Below are 15968 nucleotides of genomic sequence, written 5' to 3'. Positions count from 1 at the left end.
CCGTCAAGGTGCAGGGGCAGAGTCGAGTGCATCGAGCAGGCAGACCTTGCAGGCCTCCGCGTCGAGACCCAGCCCCAGGGCCACCAGTTCAAGCCCAGGCTCGCCGGCCAGCTGGCTGGAGGGGGCGGTTTCGTACCAGCACTCCAGACGCGGACCCACGGCCTGAATCTGCAGGGGGCGTGGACGGCCCTGCTGCCACAACCAACCCTTGAGCCGGATCAGCCCCTGGCGCTGGATCAGCTCAGCGATGGCTGGCTCCACCTGCTGACGCGACCAGTCGCCGGCCAGGCGCAACACCGCCGATCCCATCGCCACGTGGGCGTGGTCGTGGTGTTGATCGTGGTCGTCGGGATGGTGGTCGTGGTCGTCGTCGAGGTGCTCGCCGTGCTGATGAGCGTCAGCCTCGTCTGGCCGGCGGAGCTGCAGCACCAGCTCCGGGCTGATGTCACCCCGCTGCATCGGCAGAACGGCCGTGGCGCTGCGCAGGCGTGGATGGAGCTGCTGGCGCAGGCGATCGAGATCGTCTGGGCTGATGCGATCGGCTCGGCTGATCAGCACCAGATCCGCCGCCTCGAGCTGGTCTTCGAACAGGTCCTCGATCGCCGTGGCGTGATCCAGGCTCGGATCCGCCAGGCGTTGCGCCTCCAGCACAGCCGGATCCGCCACCACATGGCCAGCCGCCAGCGCTTCACCATCCACCACGGTGACCACGGCATGGACCCGCGTGCGGGTGCGGATCTCAGGCCAGCGGAAGGCATCCACCAACGGAGCCGGCAGGGCGAGGCCACTGGTTTCGACGACGATGCCGTCGAGCTGGTCCGAGCGCTCCAGCAGCCGCGTCATGGTGGGCAGGAAGTCGTCCTGCACGGTGCAGCAGAGGCAGCCGTTGGTCAGTTCCACCAACCGGCCTTCGGCTTCCTCTTCCGGGCAGAAGCCGCAATCGCGAAGCAGCGATCCATCGATGCCCACATCACCGAATTCGTTAACGAGAACGGCGAGACGCTGACCGCTGTTCAGAAGCAGATGGCGCAGCAGGGTGGTCTTGCCGGCGCCAAGAAAGCCGGTCACCACCGTGACTGGAAGGCGGGAATTCAAGGGGGCCATGGTTGGGTTCAGCCCACCAGGCTCGACCAGGCCCAGGCGCCACCGCAGCCGATCAGCCCGGCCGCCATCAGGCGCTGGCGGGTCGGGGTGAGGCTGGCAGCGGCACGGCGCATCGCCCAGAGCGACACCAGCAGCAGAGCCATCTGACTGAGCATCAGGCCGATCAGATAGCTGCCGGTCGGACCGGCCGTCCAACCCAGAACGGCATCACTCAGCACGTAGCCATGCAAGGCAAAGGCAGGCACCAGAACCCATCGGGGCAGCCTGTCGAGCAGAACCAGGCCCACCAGGGTGAGGGTGAACGCCACGGCTGCTTCGGCTCCGGGCAGGTTGGGCAAGGCCAGCCCCAGAGCACTGCCACCCAGACCGGTGGCCAGCAGGGCCACCATCCAGGTGGCACGCTGCTGCAGCCCCACCAGCGACAGGGCAAGCAGGAAGAGCAGATGGTCGGGACCCAGAAGCGGATGGGCCAGGCCGCTGATCAGTCCATGGATCGGCGTGGGCTTCAGCCCCATCAGCTCCATGGCATGGTGCGCCTGTGCCGGCCCCGACAGCAACAGACCAGCCAGGAGAAGGATCGGCAGGCCACAGAGCGGCAGGAGACTGGAGCGAAGACGTCGGACTGGGGCAACAGATTCCGGGGGCTGTGGCGTGCGAAGCCAGAGGGGGCCGGAGCCCTCCTGGGAACCAGGGAAAGACATGCAGGGGTCCGGTCCGCGCCGGGATCGAGAGAGCAACCGGTGGGCGTTCTGGCTGGGCTCCAGGACTGGAGCCATCACAGCTGCGGGACAGCGCCGGATTTTCACCGGACTTTCCCCGTTACCTCCGGAGGCTGTTCCCCTCCGAAACCGGAGCTCGAATCTATGCGGTCAGACAAGCAGCGGGCTTTGCAGCGGTCGCCATGGCAATCCAACGCATCATGGGATTCGTCTCACCTGGGCTTGGTCGGCTTCGGTCTGGTTGGCCATAGCTCGACTGGCCTCGGCTTGGTTTGCTCAGCGGCAACCCAGGCTTTCGGCTGTGCTGACGCCTGTGACTGGATTGGAGCCGCTGGCTCGCTTGCAGAGGGCCTTCTGTTCGGTCAGATCGAGCACCGCATCGCTGAAATCGGCGCCGCTGATCTCGGCATCGCGGAAGCGGCTCTGCATCAGCATGGCGTTGCGCAGCCGGGCGTCCCGCAGATCGGCACCATCAAACCGACTGGCGTAGGCCACCACATCGCCCAGGTCGGCCCCCTGCAGATTGGCGCCGCGCAGGTTGCTGGAATTGAACACGGCACCCCGCAGATCGGTGTCGCTGAGGTCGTAGCCCTGCAGCTCGGCCTTGAGAAATTCCTGCTGCTTCAGGTCGCGGCCGTGCATGTCCGGTTGCAGGTCCTGGACGGACCGTTGGCCGCGCAGCTCCGGCGCCGTGATCGCCCCAGCTGGAAGGGCTCCGCCGAGCCAGGCGGGTCCGGCGAGCAGCACGAACGTGCTCAGCAGCAGAGCGAGTGGGGCCTTCCTGCTGAGCATCCAGCCGCCACAACGGGCCAGGAACCGCAGACAATGGCGGAGCATCACGGCGCGGGTACGGTGGCCCTTCAAGTTATGCCAAGGGGTTCGCCAGCGCGAGCACCCCTGGCAACGGCCTCCTGTTCATGAGCATGTCCCTGCGGGTGGTGGTGCCACCCCATCCCCTGATCGGCCACTGGCTCACGTTGCTGCGCGATGCCCAGACCCCGCCCGCCCTCTTTGCCACCGGCATGGCCGAGCTGGGACGCTGGCTCACCTACGAAGCCCTGCGCGACTGGTTGCCCCATCAGCGGGTGACCGTCCAGACCGACCTGGCCTCGACCGAAGGCACGGTGGTGGATGCCTCGGTGCCGGTGCTGGTGGTGCCGATGCTGCGGGGCGGGCTGGGGCTCTGGCAGGGAGGCCAGACCGTGCTGCCCGTCGCCACGGTGGCCCATGTGGCGGTGCAACCCACCGGCTCCGGCGATCTGTTCTGGGCACTCGACGCCCTGCCCGCGGTGATCGCTTCCCGGGTGGGGGTGCTGGTCTACGCCCCGGAAATCGGCGATGGGCGCGACCTGATCGCCGTGCTGCAGCGCCTGCAGCAGCGGGGCGTGGAGGGCCAGCGGCTGCGGGTGATCTCAACCCTGGCGGCCCGTCCCGGTCTGAGTGCCATCGCTGAAGCTTTCCCGGATCTCACCGTCTATTGCGCCTGCATCGACGCTGAGCTGGATCCGGCCGGCAGGCTCTCACCGGGAATCGGCGACGTTGTCCTTCGCTTGTTCGGCAGTCTCGGGGCTGCTGCCTAGGCTCAGGTTCGTCGCTCCCGTACCGGAAGAGCCCATGTCCACCTCTCGCCGTTCCTCGGGTCCGGATGCAGGCGGCAACCCTGGCTATGGCAGAAGCAGTCTGGTGCTCAGCGCCTTCGCCGGTGCGGCACTGGGGGCGGCAGGACTGGGCTGGTGGCTGCTCAATCAAGCGGATCGCCGCCGCCAGCGACTGCGGCAGGAGCGACTGCTGCGCCTCTCACGCCTGCAGGGCGCTGGAGCCGGGGACAGCGGATCTTCGGATGAGGGCCTGACCTCCAGACCAGCCGATGGCAGCCCCAGCGAGGCCCAGTTGCACGACAAGGTGCAGCAGCTCAACCAGGCCATTGAAGATGTGCGGCGACAGCTCGAAAGCCTCACCACCAACGGTAATCGTGCTGTGAATCGGGCCTCCAACGGAGACAGCTGAGCCGGATCGGTAGGTTGCTCTCACAGCCAGTTCCGCTCGCCCGCCATGCTCCGCTCCGCTGCCATCACCCAGGGCATCCAGCGTTCACCCAACCGGGCCATGTTGCGGGCCGTTGGTTTTGGAGACGGCGACTTCAACAAACCGATCATCGGCATCGCCAACGGCTACAGCACGATCACGCCCTGCAATCTGGGGCTGAACGATCTCACCCGTTGCGCCGAGCAGGCTGCCCATGCCGCCGGGGCCATGCCCCAGACCTTCGGCACGATCACGGTGAGCGATGGCATCTCGATGGGTACCGAGGGGATGAAATATTCCCTGGTCAGCCGGGAGGTGATCGCCGATTCGATCGAAACCGCCTGCAACGCCCAGAGCATGGACGGGCTGCTGGCGATCGGTGGCTGCGACAAGAACATGCCAGGCGCCATGCTGGCCATGGCCCGCATGAACATTCCGGCCATCTTTGTGTATGGCGGCACCATCAAGCCCGGCAAGCTCGGCCCCTGCGATCTCACCGTGGTGAGTGCGTTTGAGGCGGTGGGTCAGTTCTCCGGCGGACGCATCGCCGAAGAGGAACTGGTGGCGATCGAGAAGAACGCCTGCCCGGGTGCTGGAAGCTGCGGCGGCATGTTCACCGCCAACACGATGAGCTCCGCCTTTGAGGCGATGGGGCTGAGCCTTCCCTACAGCTCCACCATGGCGGCCGAAGATCCGGAGAAAGCCGAGAGTGCGGCCCGATCAGCCGAGGTGCTGGTGGAGGCGATCGCCAACAACATCCGCCCGCGCGACCTGCTCACCCGCGAGGCCTTTGAGAATGCGATCAGTGTGATCATGGCGGTGGGCGGTTCCACCAATTCAGTGCTGCACCTGCTGGCAATCGCCCGCACGGCCGGCGTGGAACTCTCGATCGATGATTTCGAGCAGATCCGCCAGCGGGTGCCGGTGATCTGCGATCTCAAACCCAGCGGCCGCTACGTCACGGTGAATCTGCACCAGGCCGGAGGCATTCCCCAGGTGATGAAGCTGCTGCTGGATGCCGGCCTGCTGCATGGCGATTGCCGCACGATCGAAGGCAAGACCCTGCGGGAGGTGCTGGCCGACGTTCCCAGCCAGCCCCCCGCCGATCAGGACGTGATCCGTCCCCTCTCCAACCCTCTCTATGCGAAGGGACACCTGGCCATCCTCAAGGGAAACCTGGCTCAGGAGGGTGCGGTGGCCAAGATCTCAGGAGTGAAGACCCCGGTGATCACTGGCCCGGCCCGGGTCTACGAAAGTGAGGAAGCCGCCTTGGCCGCCATCCTCGATGGCCAGATTCAACCCGGCGATGTGGTGGTGGTCCGTTACGAGGGCCCCGTTGGCGGTCCCGGCATGCGCGAGATGCTCAGCCCCACCGCCGCGATCATCGGTCAGGGTCTGGGCGAATCGGTGGCCCTGATCACGGACGGCCGCTTCTCCGGTGGCTCCTACGGCCTCGTGGTGGGTCACGTCGCCCCAGAGGCCGCCGTGGGAGGCACGATCGCTCTGGTGGAGGAGGGCGACAGCATCACCGTGGATGCAAGGCAGCTGCTGCTGCAGCTCAACGTGGATGAGGCCGAACTGCAGCGGCGCCGTGCCGCCTGGGTCAGGCCTGAACCTCGTTACCGCACGGGTGTGCTGGGCAAGTACGCCCGGCTGGTCAGCAGCAGCAGCCTCGGGGCTGTGACCGATCCGGTCTGACCCTTGCGCTCAGCTCCGAGAGTTCAAGCCTGAGGGTCTGCCTTTGAGCCCAGCAGGGCTCGCAACCGCCGGGCCAGGGCCTCAAGCCCTGCGCCGTCGGCGGGCCTCTCACAACGCAGACCGGTGACCCCATCCATCCAGACCGGATGGTTGCCATGCCAGAGCATCGGTCGATCCGGGTCGTGGCGCCAGGCCAGAGTGAGGTTCAGGGTTCCACCACTGCGGTAGAGCTCCAGATCCAGGTCATCGTCTGGCCGACGTTCCCCATCGATCGCCCGTGCCTCCAGGCGCAGGCAGCAGTCGCCCAGGTCGTCGTGCGGCGGACCAGCTACCTGATCAGCCTCGCGATCGAGCAGCACGGCATGGCGCAGGGGCTTGCGGCAGAGGTCGGCGGCGGCAGCCACCAGTTGGGACAGATCGGTGGCCATCGCCTCAGGCCACGGCCCGGATCGCTTCAATCACCAGGTGGATCGGCCCGGCACGGAAGCCACTGTTGGAGCCGCCATCATCGGCGAATCGGGAATGGAGCAGCTGCAGGCGCGTGATCCGGCTGGGATCGAAGCGCAGGGGCAGCCCCAGGGGTCTGGCCCGTACCGATGGCCGCAGATCAGCAAAGGCAATCCTGATCCGGCTGAGCTCACCGGCGGGTTGGGTGGCGAACTCCGCGACCCAGCGCAGACCACCGGGGATCAGCTCCGTCATGCCACCCAGGCCATCGGCGCAGGCAACCGCCAGCTTGTAGCGGCGGCCATCGGCCCTGAGATCCAGTTCAAAGGCCGCGTAGGCCGACAGATCGAGCGGCGGGCCGAACACGGGGGAGCGGCAGCTGATGAAGCCACCGCCCGCTTCGATCACCTCGCCATCGAACACCAGCCCACCGCTGCCCGCCTGAGTGCTGCCGCGGCTCTGGCCCCCCATCACGGTGTCGTTGAGGGCATGCCAGCCGCTGAAGCCATCGCCGGCCACCAGGGTGAGCGACGCGGGCTTTTCGGTGGAGGGGCCGGAAGACGCCATGACGAAGGAACCAGAACTGGCTTCAGCCAATCCTGGCGCCTCTCAGGCAGTCGCCGTGCCGGCGGCAGCGGCATCGGCCAGGATCAGCACCTCAGTGGCCGGACTCACCAGCCGGGCTGGGGTGCGTTCCACAGATTCCTGGGGATCCAGCAAGCGCCGCAGGGCCTCCGCCTTAGTGGCGCCGCTCACCAGAAAGATCACCTGCCGTGCCGCCGAGAGCACCGGGGCTGAAAGGCTGAGGCGCGGCAGCCCTTTGCCTTCGCCGATCGTGACCGGCTTGACCCGCTCCAGGCAGGCTGCCGTCCCAGGAAACAGGGAGGCGGTGTGGCCGTCATCGCCCAGGCCCAGCAGCACCACATCAAAGATGGGGATGGCACCAGGGCTGAGTTGAGCCAGCAGGGCGGTGTAGGCCTCAGCGCAGGCCTCAGCCGAGCCGACCTCGGTGGGAACCGGGTGGAAGCGGGCGCCGTGACCGGGTCCACTCTCCAACAAGGTTTCCCGCAGCATGCGCGCATTGCTGGCCGCAGCATCCGGGGGCACCATCCGCTCATCGCCGAGCAGCACATCCACCCGCTCCCAGGGCAGGTGTTCCTGTCCCAGCAGGGTGTAAGCCGCCCGAGGTGTTTCGCCACCCGCCAGGGCGATCAGGGCGCGGTCGCGTTCGGCCAGTGCCAGATCGAGGCGAGAGGCGATCGTCTCGGCAACACGACGGGCGAGGTCGTCAGCTGAGGAGGTAACGACAAGGCGGTAGGTGGTCATGGCAGGCAGCTCCAGCTCCGGTGCGTGGCGTTCCGTTGTGTTGCCGATGGCTGTGTTGCCGTCGGTTGGTTTGTCTTCAATCGAGCCACTCGGTGTGGAAACTCCCCGGGCGATCCGTGCGCTCGTAGGTATGGGAGCCGAAGCAGTCGCGCATGGCCTGCACCAGGTTCTGGGGCAGGCGGCCGGTGCGATAGCTGTCGATGTAGTCGAGGCTGCTGCTCAGGCAGGGCACCGGAATGCCCGCCAGGGCGGCGCCGGCCACCACCTGGCGCAGGCCCGGCAGGCGGCGGTTCACCTGGTCGGCGAACCAGGGATCGAGCATCAGGTTGGGCAGGTTTGGATCAGTGGCATAGGCATCCTGAATCCGCTGGAGCAGGCGGGCCCGAATAATGCAGCCTCCCTTCCAGATCTGGCCGATGGCCGAGAAATCGAGCTGGTAGTCGTGGATTGTTGAGGCCGCCTGCAGCAGAGCCATGCCCTGGCCGTAGCTCACGATGCAGGCCAGGATGCAGGCATCCCTGAGGGGCTCCATCCCCGAGGCCGGTTCGCCCAGATCAAAGCTGTGGGGTGCCGGTGCCGCCAGCACGGATTCGGCCGCCAGGCGCTCCGGCCTCAGGGAACTCAGCACACGGGCATTGAGAGCCGCGTAGATGGTGGGAACCGGCACCCCCATCTGCAGGGCGCTCTCCACCGTCCAGAGGCCGGTGCCCTTCTGGCCGGCCGCATCGACGATGAACTCCACCAGATCGGCTCCGCTCTCGGGATCCTTGGTGCGCAGGCAGACTTCGGTGATCTCGACCAGGAAGGAAGCGAGCTCCTCCATGCTGTTCCACAGGCCAAGCACGTCGGCCATGGCATCGCCATTGAGGCCGGCCACCCGCTTCATCAGGTCGTAGGCCTCGGCCAGAATCTGCTCGATCCCGTATTCAATGCCGTTGTGGACGGTCTTGACGAAGTGGCCGGCACCGCCGGGCCCGATGTAGGTCACACAGGGGCCGTCTTCAACCTTGGCGGCCATCTTGCGTACCAGGGACTCGATGGCGTCGTAGGCGGCGCGGGTGCCCCCCGGCATCATGCTGGGACCCTCAAGCGCGCCCTTGGCGCCACCGCTCACACCCATGCCGATGTAGCCGAAACTCTTGCTCTCGAGTTCCGCCACCCGGCGTTCTGTGTCGGTGTAGAGGGAATTTCCGCCATCAATCAGCAGGTCGCCTTCCTCAAGCAGCGGTGAAAGCTGGGCGATCATCGCGTCGATCGGTGCCCCCGCCTTGACCATCATCAGGATGCGGCGCGGCCGCTCCAGGGCCGCCACAAACTCTTCGAGGGTGGCGGCGCCCACGATGTCCTTGCCGGCACCGCGGCCGGCCAGAAATTCGTCGGTCTTGGCGGTGGTGCGGTTGTAGACGACGCTGGAGAAGCCATTGCGCTCGGCGTTGAGCACCAGGTTCTCTCCCATCACGCCGAGACCGATGAGGCCGAAATGCGCCTTACTCATGAATTCGAAATTGAGGATCCGGTCGAAAAACCGTAGACCTCAAGTGTGGCCAGGCTCAGGCCCAATGGTCAGGCTTGTCACAGGATTGGGCTGGGATGTCAGCGATTCCTGGCTTGGGCGACTGGTCGCCTGAGCCGCAGAGCGATACAGGCTGGACGGTGATCAGATCACCATGCCATCGGGAATCGTGCCGTTCTTCACAACCACCACAATGCCATTGCGAATATAGAAATTGAGCTCAGGACGATCGGCTTCCTCCACTTGATCCTTATTCACGATCGCCACATTGGAGCCGATCCGCACATTCTTGTCGATGATTGCCCGCTTGATCGTGGTGCCCTTGCCGATACCGATCGGCAGCCCGCCACGTTCCCGAAGCACCAGCCGTTCTTCACTCGATTCAAAATAATCCGATCCCATCACCAGGGTGTCCTGAAGAACCACCTCGTTTTCCACCCGGGTACGAACCCCGAGGACGCAGTGGTGAATGCTGCAGGCTTTCAGCATCGACCCTTCCCCGATGATCGATTGCGTGACCTGAGCATCCCAAAGCTTGCTGGGGGGTAGATAGCGAGGGCGTGTATAGATGGGAAACTTTTCGTCGTAGAACGAAAAGGCAGGATTAGGTTGATCGGTCAGCGCAAGGTTGGCTTCGTAGAAGGCACCGATCGTTCCGATGTCTTCCCAGTAGTCATCAAATAGAAAACTCTGCAGATTGTCGCCCCGCTCCAGGGAAGCCGGAATGATCTCCTTGCCGAAATCCGTGGACTTGGGATGGGATGCCAGCAGATCAAACAGTGTGTCCCGGCTGAACACGTAGATGCCCATCGACGCCAGATGGGGCCGTTTCGCGGCTTCCTCTTCGGAGAGCCCAAGGCTGCGGGTGTCCACTCGCATCGCCTCAAGAGCCTCTCCCTTGGGCTTCTCGCGGAATTCCTGAATCTGCCCGGCTGAATTGGTGCGCATCAGGCCGAAACTTTCGGCGTCTGCCGGATTGACCGGCAGAGCCCCGACAGACAGATCGGCACCGGTATCAATGTGGTGCTGGACAAACTTGCTGTAATCCATCCGGTAGAGCTGGTCACCGGACAGAATCAGGTAGTGATCCACGTCCCATTCCTGGAACAGCCACTGGTATTTGCGCACCGCATCGGCCGTGCCCTCAAACCAGCTGGGGCTGTCTGGGGTCTGCTGAGCAGCCAACACCTCGACAAAACCCTGCCCGAAGCCAGCCGAGAGGTTGTAGCTCATCGTGAGGTGACGATTGAGCGAGGCACTGTTGAACTGGGTCAACACGTAGATCTTGTTGATCTCCGAGTTGATGCAGTTGCTGATCGGGATGTCGATCAGACGGTATTTACCAGCCAGAGGAACAGCAGGCTTGGCCCGCATCTTGGTGAGAGGGTACAGGCGAGTTCCGGCTCCTCCGCCGAGAATAATTGCCAGAACTCGCTTCATGAATCAGCGCCTCTCAATGTTCGTCGTCTTGGTCGACCGTACTTGAGTGACCTGCTGTCAGGCGAGTCTCCGCAGCACTTCGATGCCTGTCCCAGATCACCAGATCAGGTCTCGTTGCTGCCGTCGACCAGCTCGAACAGATCCTGCAGCACCTTCATCGCCGTGTGGCGTTGTTGACGCGGCTGGGGGGCCCGCAGGTTGGTCACGGGAGTGTGGAGGATCTTGTTGATGATTCCCTTGCTGAGCGCCTCCACCACCTTGCGCTCCCTTGCCGAGAGATCCGGGCCCATGCGGCTCAGGGCTTTCTGAAGTTCCTGCTCGCGGATGTCCTCCAGCTGGATCCGCAGCCGGTTCACCACGGGCACGGCTTCGAGGCCATCCCACCATTCCAGAAACAGCCTTGCCTCCTCCTCCAGCAGGCCTTCGGCTTCGACGGCGATCTCTCGACGGGCCTCCTGGTTGCGGGCCACCACTTCCTGGAGGTCGTCCACATCAAAAGCCTCGACACCAGCCAGGTCGCAGGCATCGGAGGCGATGTTGCGGGGGACACCGATGTCCACCAGCATCAGGCTGGATCGGCGGTTCAGCCGCTTCAGTCGCTCCGCATCGATGATCGGGTCATCAGCGGCGGTGCTGGTGAACACCAGTGAGCAGGTGCTGAGGCAGTGATCCAGGTCCACCAGGGGTCTGCACTGCACGGGCAGATCCGGGAAATCGGCCGCCAGGGTTTCGGCCCGACTCACGGTGCGGTTCAGCAGCACCACACCCCGACAGCCCTTGGCCGCCAGATGCTGCAGCAGCAGCCGGGACATGCGTCCAGCCCCCACCACGGCCACCTGCTCCTGGTCGAGCGGGACCAGGTCGTCCACTCCTCGGGCCTGGCCGACCTTCAGCTGGGCCAGCTCAACGGCCGCTGAGCTGATCGATACGGCCCCGGTGCCGAGATTGGTTTCGGTTCGCACCCGCTTGCCGGTACTCACCGCCTGGTTCAGCAGGCGGTTGAGAATCGGGCCGAGGGAGCGGTGCTCCTGGCCGAGCCGCACCATCTTCTTCACCTGGGAGAGGATCTGGCCCTCGCCCAGCACCAACGAGTCGAGGCCTGCAGCCACCCTCAGCAGGTGGGCAATGGCATCTTCATGATGAAAGGTGAAGAGATGCGGGCTGAGCTCATCGACGCTCAGGCCGGAATGCTGGCTGAGGAAGGAGCCCACAGCCGAGATGCCCTGGTCGGGATGCCGCAGCAGGGCATAGATCTCCAGCCGGTTGCAGGTGCTGAGGATGGAGGCCTCCAGCACCTGCTCATCGGAGCGCAGTTGCTGGAGAGAGGCCTCCATGGTCTGCTCCGGGATGCTCAGGCGCTCCCGGATCTCCACAGGAGCCGTGCGGTGGCTCAGGCCGACAACGGCAATGTGCATGGAGGCAGACCTCTTGGCGCGGACGGTTTGTCGCGGACGGATTGACGCGGACAGTTGGGGTGATCAGCGCAGCGCGATGCTCTGGGCACCGGGCTTCATGTGGATGGTGTCGGTGAAGCGGGCGGTGCTGTCGAGGGTGCTGATCACCAGGGAACTGGTGCGGGTGCAGTCCTTCTCGAATTTCACCCCGTTGAACAGCAGGCCATCGGTGATGCCACTGCCGGCGAAGACCACGTTCTCTCCGGAGGCGAGCTCCTCAGCTTCGTAGACCTTGTCCACGTCGGTGATACCCATCTCATTGAGGCGGGCGATGTTGCCCTCCTTGGTGTAATCGGCCCACTCGGAGGTCTGGGCGACGGCGGGGTCGTAGACCAGCTGCCCCTGGAAATGGCCACCCAGGGCCCGCATGGCGGCGGCGGAGATCACACCCTCGGGTGCCGCGCCGATGCCCATCAGGCAGTGGGTGCCGGTGCCGGCGAAACCACAGGCGATGGCAGCCTGCACATCCCCATCGGAGATGGGCTGTACACGGGCGCCGGTGGTGCGGATTTCGGCGATCAGGTCCTTGTGACGGGCACGGTCCATCACCACGATCACCAGCTCGCTGGTGGCGAGTCCCAGGCACTCGCTGAGGATGGCGATGTTCTCGGTGGCACTCTTGCGGATGTCCACCTTGCCCTTGGCGGCCGGGGGAGCGGCCAGCTTCTTCATGTAGAAGTCGGGGGCGTTGAACAGGCCACCGCGGTCGGAGGCAGCGAGCACGGCCATGGAGCCACGCTGGCTGTTGGCGCAGAGGTTGGTGCCTTCGCAGGGATCAACGGCGAAGTCGACCCCAGGACCGCTGCCACTGCCCACTTCCTCACCGATGTAGAGCATCGGCGCTTCATCGCGCTCGCCTTCGCCGATCACGATGCGGCCCTGCATCTGGATCTGGCCCATGCGTTTGCGCATGGCTTCAACGGCTGCTGCGTCGGCTTCGTCCTTCTTGCCCAGGCCGGTGAGCTCAGCGGAGGCGATGGCGGCCTGTTCGACGACCTCGAGAATTTCCTGGATAAGAGTGCGATCCACAGCAGTGCGGCAGGGGTGACTGCCTCAACGAGGGGACCGGCAGACCGGGCAGGCGGGAAGAGCCAGTGCTCGGATGCTGCTGTGCAAACGCTTCGGAGACCAGGGCCAGGTCCGGCGAATGGGCCGGTCTCGGCGGAAGGTTCCAGCCGCTGCAGGGCCTCTCAGACTTGAAGCGGGCCAACTGTATCAGCGACCACCGCGGGCCCCTCCCATTGCCCGCCGCCCAGGGTCGGGAAAGGCCGCTTCCTACAATCGGTGCACCCCTTCGTACGACAGGTCCCGCCCATGAGCACCAAGCCCCTGGTGATCTCCCCATCGATCCTGTCGGCCGATTTCTCTCGCCTCGGCGATGACGTGCGCGCGGTCGACGAAGCCGGTGCCGACTGGATCCATGTGGATGTGATGGATGGGCGCTTCGTGCCGAACATCACCATCGGTCCGTTGATCGTTCAGGCCCTGCGGCCGGTCACCTCCAAGACTCTCGACGTGCACCTCATGATCGTGGAGCCGGAAAAGTATGTGGCTGACTTTGCCAAGGCCGGCGCCGATATCATCAGCGTTCAGGTCGAGGCCTGCCCCCATCTGCATCGCAATCTGGCCCAGATCAAGGATCTCGGCAAGATGGCTGGAGCCGTGTTGAACCCCAGCACACCGATCGACACCCTCGAGTACTGCCTCGAGCTCTGCGACCTGGTGCTGGTGATGAGCGTCAACCCCGGCTTTGGCGGTCAGAGCTTCATTGAGAGCCAGGTGCAGAAAATCCGGGACCTGCGACGCATGTGTGACGCGAAGGGCCTGGATCCCTGGATCGAAGTGGATGGCGGCATCAAGGCTGAGAATGCCTGGATGGTGATCGAGGCTGGAGCCAACGCCATCGTCAGTGGCTCCGGGGTGTTCAACCAGCCCAGCTATGCCGAAGCGATCACCGGAATCCGCAACAGCAAGCGGCCCCAGCCGGCCCTGGTCTGAATCGGACTGGCTGCTCAGCACCAACAGGCTGACAATCTAATTACGATTCAGCCCCCTGGTTCCAGGGGGCTTTCCTTTGGTTTGAGCCGTTGCGAGGACGCCTCTCTCTGATGGCATGTCAAGCCCCTAGGAACCAGCCATAGCTGTGCAGGCCGATGCCGAGAAGATTGACGCCGATGTAACACACCACAATCACCACCAGTCCAGCAGAGGCCACGAGCGCAGGGCGACGACCCTGCCAGCCCCGGATCAAGCGGGTGTGGAGATAGACCGCATAGACCAGCCAGCAGATCAAGGCCCAGGTTTCTTTGGGATCCCAGCTCCACCAGCTTCCCCAGGCCTCGTTGGCCCAGACGGCACCGCTCACCAGTCCCACTGACAGGAGCAGGAACCCCACGGTGATGGTGCGATAGCTGAGGCTGTCGAGCTGCTCGCTGATCGCAAAACCTGTGCTGTGCAATTCCACAGCGTCGGGCGCTCCGGCACCGACCAGCTGGGATTTTCGGTAGGCACCCGTGCCGATCGAGCTGCTGCGCAGCACCAGATCATTGCCGCGATCCGTGAACAGCACGGCAATCGAGAGCAGTGACCCCACCAGCAAGGCTGCATAGCTCACCATGATCACGCTCACGTGCATGATCAGCCAGCTGGAGCGAAGGGCCGGAACCAGGGGCGAAGCCTCCTGCATCGTGTCCGGCAGGGCGAAGCTGGCGAAGGCCACACAGCCGAGGGCAATCGGAGTAGATGCCGCCGGCACCAGGGGGGAGGGCCAGGAGCGTTCCACCAGCAGCTGGGTCAGCGTGCAACCCCAGGCCAGGAAACAGAGCGACTCGTAGAGGTTGCTGATCGGAAAGTGACCTGAATCCCACCAGCGCAGCACCAGCTGGGCGGTGAGGCAGAGGTTGGCGGCGGCCACCAGCAGGGTCACCGCTGAACTTCTGCGGCCAGAGCTGAGGGACCAGAAGGACAGAGGCAGCACCAGCAGGAGCAGGCCGAAAGCCGTGAGCCCAAGTCCAAGAACCGGATCAATCACCAGAAACTGCAGCGACCGCGCCAGTCTGCCGCTTCAGCGGCTGGCCTGACGCAGCAGCACCAGTCCGCCGGCCAAACCGATGCCAACCGGCAGCCAGGCAGCCATCACGGGAGAGAGGGTACCGGTGATGCCCAGCGAGCTGAAGATGAACGACATCAGGTAATACACGAAGATCAACAGCACGCTGATTCCAAAGCCCTGGCTGCGGCTTGTGCGGGAATTCGGACGGACCCCCAGACTGCTGCCGATCAGGCCGAACACCAGACAGATGGCGGGGAAGGCAAATTTCTCCTGGATACGCACCCGCAACCGCCGGGCTTCCTTCTGATTGTTGGCCGCCAGCAGGAGCCTTTCAGCACGGCGAGCCTGGCCCACCGTCATCAGGTTGGCATCGGTGGGGAGCTTGGCCACCTCCTCGACATCCCGACTGAGTGGGTAGAAGTAGCGGTCAAAATTGGCAGAGGTCGTGGTGTCGTTCGCCTCATCGACACTGACGATGCGGCCATTGCGGAACTCCCACATCGCTTTGGCCTCGTTCCAGCGGCCGGTATTGGCCATCAGCATCTGACGCTGGCCGGTCCGTGAGAAGTCAATCAGGGTGACATCCTTCATCTCCCCATTGCTGAACTCCTGGGCATAGAACAGCTGGGTCATGCCACGAACGCTTTCTCCATCGGGTCGTGAGATCCTTCCAAAGCGCGAATACAGAGTGTGACGTCCCCGTTCAGCCGCGATGGCCTTGCCGAGAGCCTGATCCAGCGTGATCGAGGCGGAGAGGTTGGCCCTCGGCACGATCACATCGTTGAACACGAAGGTGAGCAGACTCATGGCCACCGCAAGGGCAACGGCGGGTGCCACCATCCGCTTGGTGCTCACCCCCACGCTGCGAAGAGCGGTGAGTTCGCTGTTGCCGGACAGCCGGCTATAGGCCAGCAGGGTGGCCATCAGGGTGGCCATGGGGAAGGACAGCACCAGAAAGCCCGGCAGACGCAGGCCGAGCACCTGCATGGCCGCGGTGAGCGGCAGGCCGGCCTCCGCCACCTTGCGGACCAGCTCAAAGACAACGCCCACGGACAACGAGACGGCCGTGAAGGCGGCGATGCCGAACAGCAACGGACCAACCAGCTCAGCGATGAGCCAGCGATCCATCAGGGGCAGCCAGTGGAGGCTGAAGCGAATCGGGTGGCGTTGAAAGCGCTGCAGCATCGAGG

General features: G+C 64.7%; 16 protein-coding genes and 1 riboswitch. Of the genes, 4 read left to right on the top strand and 12 right to left on the bottom strand.

What is annotated here, in order from left to right:
* Window positions 1–3 precede the first annotated feature (3 nt).
* The 3 genes from cobW to VB716_RS02920 all read right to left on the bottom strand — a co-directional run bounded on the left by cobW (window position 4) and on the right by VB716_RS02920 (window position 2615).
* Window positions 4–1104 (bottom strand): cobalamin biosynthesis protein CobW, encoded by a 1101-nt coding sequence (gene cobW, locus VB716_RS02930; RefSeq protein WP_197170203.1) that lies wholly within the window; start codon window positions 1102–1104, stop codon window positions 4–6.
* 8 nt (window positions 1105–1112) lie between these two features.
* Entirely contained in the window at window positions 1113–1661 is a 549-nt protein-coding gene (locus VB716_RS02925; RefSeq protein ID WP_322756954.1) for a HupE/UreJ family protein, read from the bottom strand.
* Window positions 1662–1825: 164 nt separating this feature from the next.
* A riboswitch (cobalamin riboswitch) is annotated at window positions 1826–1972 on the bottom strand.
* Window positions 1973–2099: 127 nt separating this feature from the next.
* Window positions 2100–2615 carry a pentapeptide repeat-containing protein gene (locus VB716_RS02920; RefSeq protein ID WP_323269680.1) on the bottom strand — a complete coding sequence of 172 codons (516 nt, stop codon included), beginning with the start codon at window positions 2613–2615 and terminating at the stop codon, window positions 2100–2102.
* A 125-nt stretch (window positions 2616–2740) separates the two neighbouring features.
* Here VB716_RS02920 and upp point away from each other — a divergent pair, with 125 nt between their 5' ends.
* The 3 genes from upp to ilvD are packed head-to-tail and all read left to right on the top strand — an operon-like array spanning window position 2741 to window position 5546.
* A complete protein-coding gene (gene upp, locus VB716_RS02915) occupies window positions 2741–3403 on the top strand; it encodes a uracil phosphoribosyltransferase (protein WP_197155467.1) in 663 nt (220 codons plus the stop codon).
* 34 nt (window positions 3404–3437) lie between these two features.
* A complete protein-coding gene (locus VB716_RS02910) occupies window positions 3438–3830 on the top strand; it encodes a hypothetical protein (protein WP_231605263.1) in 393 nt (130 codons plus the stop codon).
* Window positions 3831–3875: 45 nt separating this feature from the next.
* Window positions 3876–5546 (top strand): dihydroxy-acid dehydratase, encoded by a 1671-nt coding sequence (ilvD, locus tag VB716_RS02905; RefSeq protein WP_197155459.1) that lies wholly within the window; start codon window positions 3876–3878, stop codon window positions 5544–5546.
* A 23-nt stretch (window positions 5547–5569) separates the two neighbouring features.
* Here ilvD and VB716_RS02900 read toward each other — a convergent pair whose 3' ends face one another.
* The 7 genes from VB716_RS02900 to glpX all read right to left on the bottom strand — a co-directional run bounded on the left by VB716_RS02900 (window position 5570) and on the right by glpX (window position 12755).
* A complete protein-coding gene (locus VB716_RS02900) occupies window positions 5570–5974 on the bottom strand; it encodes a hypothetical protein (RefSeq protein ID WP_197155457.1) in 405 nt (134 codons plus the stop codon).
* Window positions 5975–5978: 4 nt separating this feature from the next.
* Window positions 5979–6560, bottom strand: coding sequence for a CIA30 family protein (locus VB716_RS02895; protein ID WP_323269665.1), 582 nt, complete (start codon window positions 6558–6560; stop codon window positions 5979–5981).
* A gap of 42 nt (window positions 6561–6602) precedes the next feature.
* On the bottom strand, window positions 6603–7319 hold the full coding sequence (gene pgl / locus VB716_RS02890; RefSeq protein ID WP_197155453.1) for a 6-phosphogluconolactonase: 717 nt from the start codon (window positions 7317–7319) through the stop codon (window positions 6603–6605).
* A 76-nt stretch (window positions 7320–7395) separates the two neighbouring features.
* Entirely contained in the window at window positions 7396–8814 is a 1419-nt protein-coding gene (gndA, locus tag VB716_RS02885) for an NADP-dependent phosphogluconate dehydrogenase (protein WP_323247979.1), read from the bottom strand.
* 162 nt (window positions 8815–8976) lie between these two features.
* Window positions 8977–10272, bottom strand: coding sequence for a glucose-1-phosphate adenylyltransferase (locus VB716_RS02880; protein WP_197155443.1), 1296 nt, complete (start codon window positions 10270–10272; stop codon window positions 8977–8979).
* Between the two features lie 104 nt (window positions 10273–10376).
* Window positions 10377–11687: a glutamyl-tRNA reductase gene (locus VB716_RS02875; protein WP_323269664.1), complete on the bottom strand. Its 1311-nt coding sequence runs from the start codon at window positions 11685–11687 to the stop codon at window positions 10377–10379.
* A 63-nt stretch (window positions 11688–11750) separates the two neighbouring features.
* Window positions 11751–12755, bottom strand: coding sequence for a class II fructose-bisphosphatase (gene glpX / locus VB716_RS02870; RefSeq protein ID WP_197155439.1), 1005 nt, complete (start codon window positions 12753–12755; stop codon window positions 11751–11753).
* A gap of 285 nt (window positions 12756–13040) precedes the next feature.
* Here glpX and rpe point away from each other — a divergent pair, with 285 nt between their 5' ends.
* Window positions 13041–13724, top strand: coding sequence for a ribulose-phosphate 3-epimerase (gene rpe, locus VB716_RS02865; protein WP_197155436.1), 684 nt, complete (start codon window positions 13041–13043; stop codon window positions 13722–13724).
* Window positions 13725–13842: 118 nt separating this feature from the next.
* On the opposite strand, the gene ccsB is transcribed toward rpe, so the two are convergent.
* Window positions 13843–14757, bottom strand: coding sequence for a c-type cytochrome biogenesis protein CcsB (gene ccsB, locus VB716_RS02860; RefSeq protein WP_323269663.1), 915 nt, complete (start codon window positions 14755–14757; stop codon window positions 13843–13845).
* Window positions 14758–14790: 33 nt separating this feature from the next.
* Window positions 14791–15963 (bottom strand): LptF/LptG family permease, encoded by a 1173-nt coding sequence (locus VB716_RS02855; protein ID WP_197159265.1) that lies wholly within the window; start codon window positions 15961–15963, stop codon window positions 14791–14793.
* Between the last annotated feature and the right edge of the window lie 5 nt (window positions 15964–15968).

Origin of the sequence: Synechococcus sp. CCY9201 (assembly GCF_034931105.1) — a bacterium.
Taxonomy (GTDB): domain Bacteria; phylum Cyanobacteriota; class Cyanobacteriia; order PCC-6307; family Cyanobiaceae; genus CBW1002.
Note: the sequence above shows the minus strand (reverse complement) of the source record. Positions and strands in the feature narration are given on the sequence as shown.

Bases quoted from the DNA above. Each gene is read 5' to 3' on its own strand.
- VB716_RS02900 (WP_197155457.1), bottom strand. From the start codon at position 5,974: ATGGCCACCGATCTGTCCCAACTGGTGGCTGCCGCCGCCGACCTCTGC.
- pgl (WP_197155453.1), bottom strand. From the start codon at position 7,319: ATGACCACCTACCGCCTTGTCGTTACCTCCTCAGCTGACGACCTCGCC.
- VB716_RS02895 (WP_323269665.1), bottom strand. From the start codon at position 6,560: ATGGCGTCTTCCGGCCCCTCCACCGAAAAGCCCGCGTCGCTCACCCTG.
- VB716_RS02875 (WP_323269664.1), bottom strand. From the start codon at position 11,687: ATGCACATTGCCGTTGTCGGCCTGAGCCACCGCACGGCTCCTGTGGAG.
- cobW (WP_197170203.1), bottom strand. From the start codon at position 1,104: ATGGCCCCCTTGAATTCCCGCCTTCCAGTCACGGTGGTGACCGGCTTT.
- rpe (WP_197155436.1), top strand. From the start codon at position 13,041: ATGAGCACCAAGCCCCTGGTGATCTCCCCATCGATCCTGTCGGCCGAT.
- VB716_RS02855 (WP_197159265.1), bottom strand. From the start codon at position 15,963: ATGCTGCAGCGCTTTCAACGCCACCCGATTCGCTTCAGCCTCCACTGG.
- upp (WP_197155467.1), top strand. From the start codon at position 2,741: ATGAGCATGTCCCTGCGGGTGGTGGTGCCACCCCATCCCCTGATCGGC.
- VB716_RS02920 (WP_323269680.1), bottom strand. From the start codon at position 2,615: ATGCTCAGCAGGAAGGCCCCACTCGCTCTGCTGCTGAGCACGTTCGTG.
- ilvD (WP_197155459.1), top strand. From the start codon at position 3,876: ATGCTCCGCTCCGCTGCCATCACCCAGGGCATCCAGCGTTCACCCAAC.
- VB716_RS02910 (WP_231605263.1), top strand. From the start codon at position 3,438: ATGTCCACCTCTCGCCGTTCCTCGGGTCCGGATGCAGGCGGCAACCCT.
- VB716_RS02880 (WP_197155443.1), bottom strand. From the start codon at position 10,272: ATGAAGCGAGTTCTGGCAATTATTCTCGGCGGAGGAGCCGGAACTCGC.
- gndA (WP_323247979.1), bottom strand. From the start codon at position 8,814: ATGAGTAAGGCGCATTTCGGCCTCATCGGTCTCGGCGTGATGGGAGAG.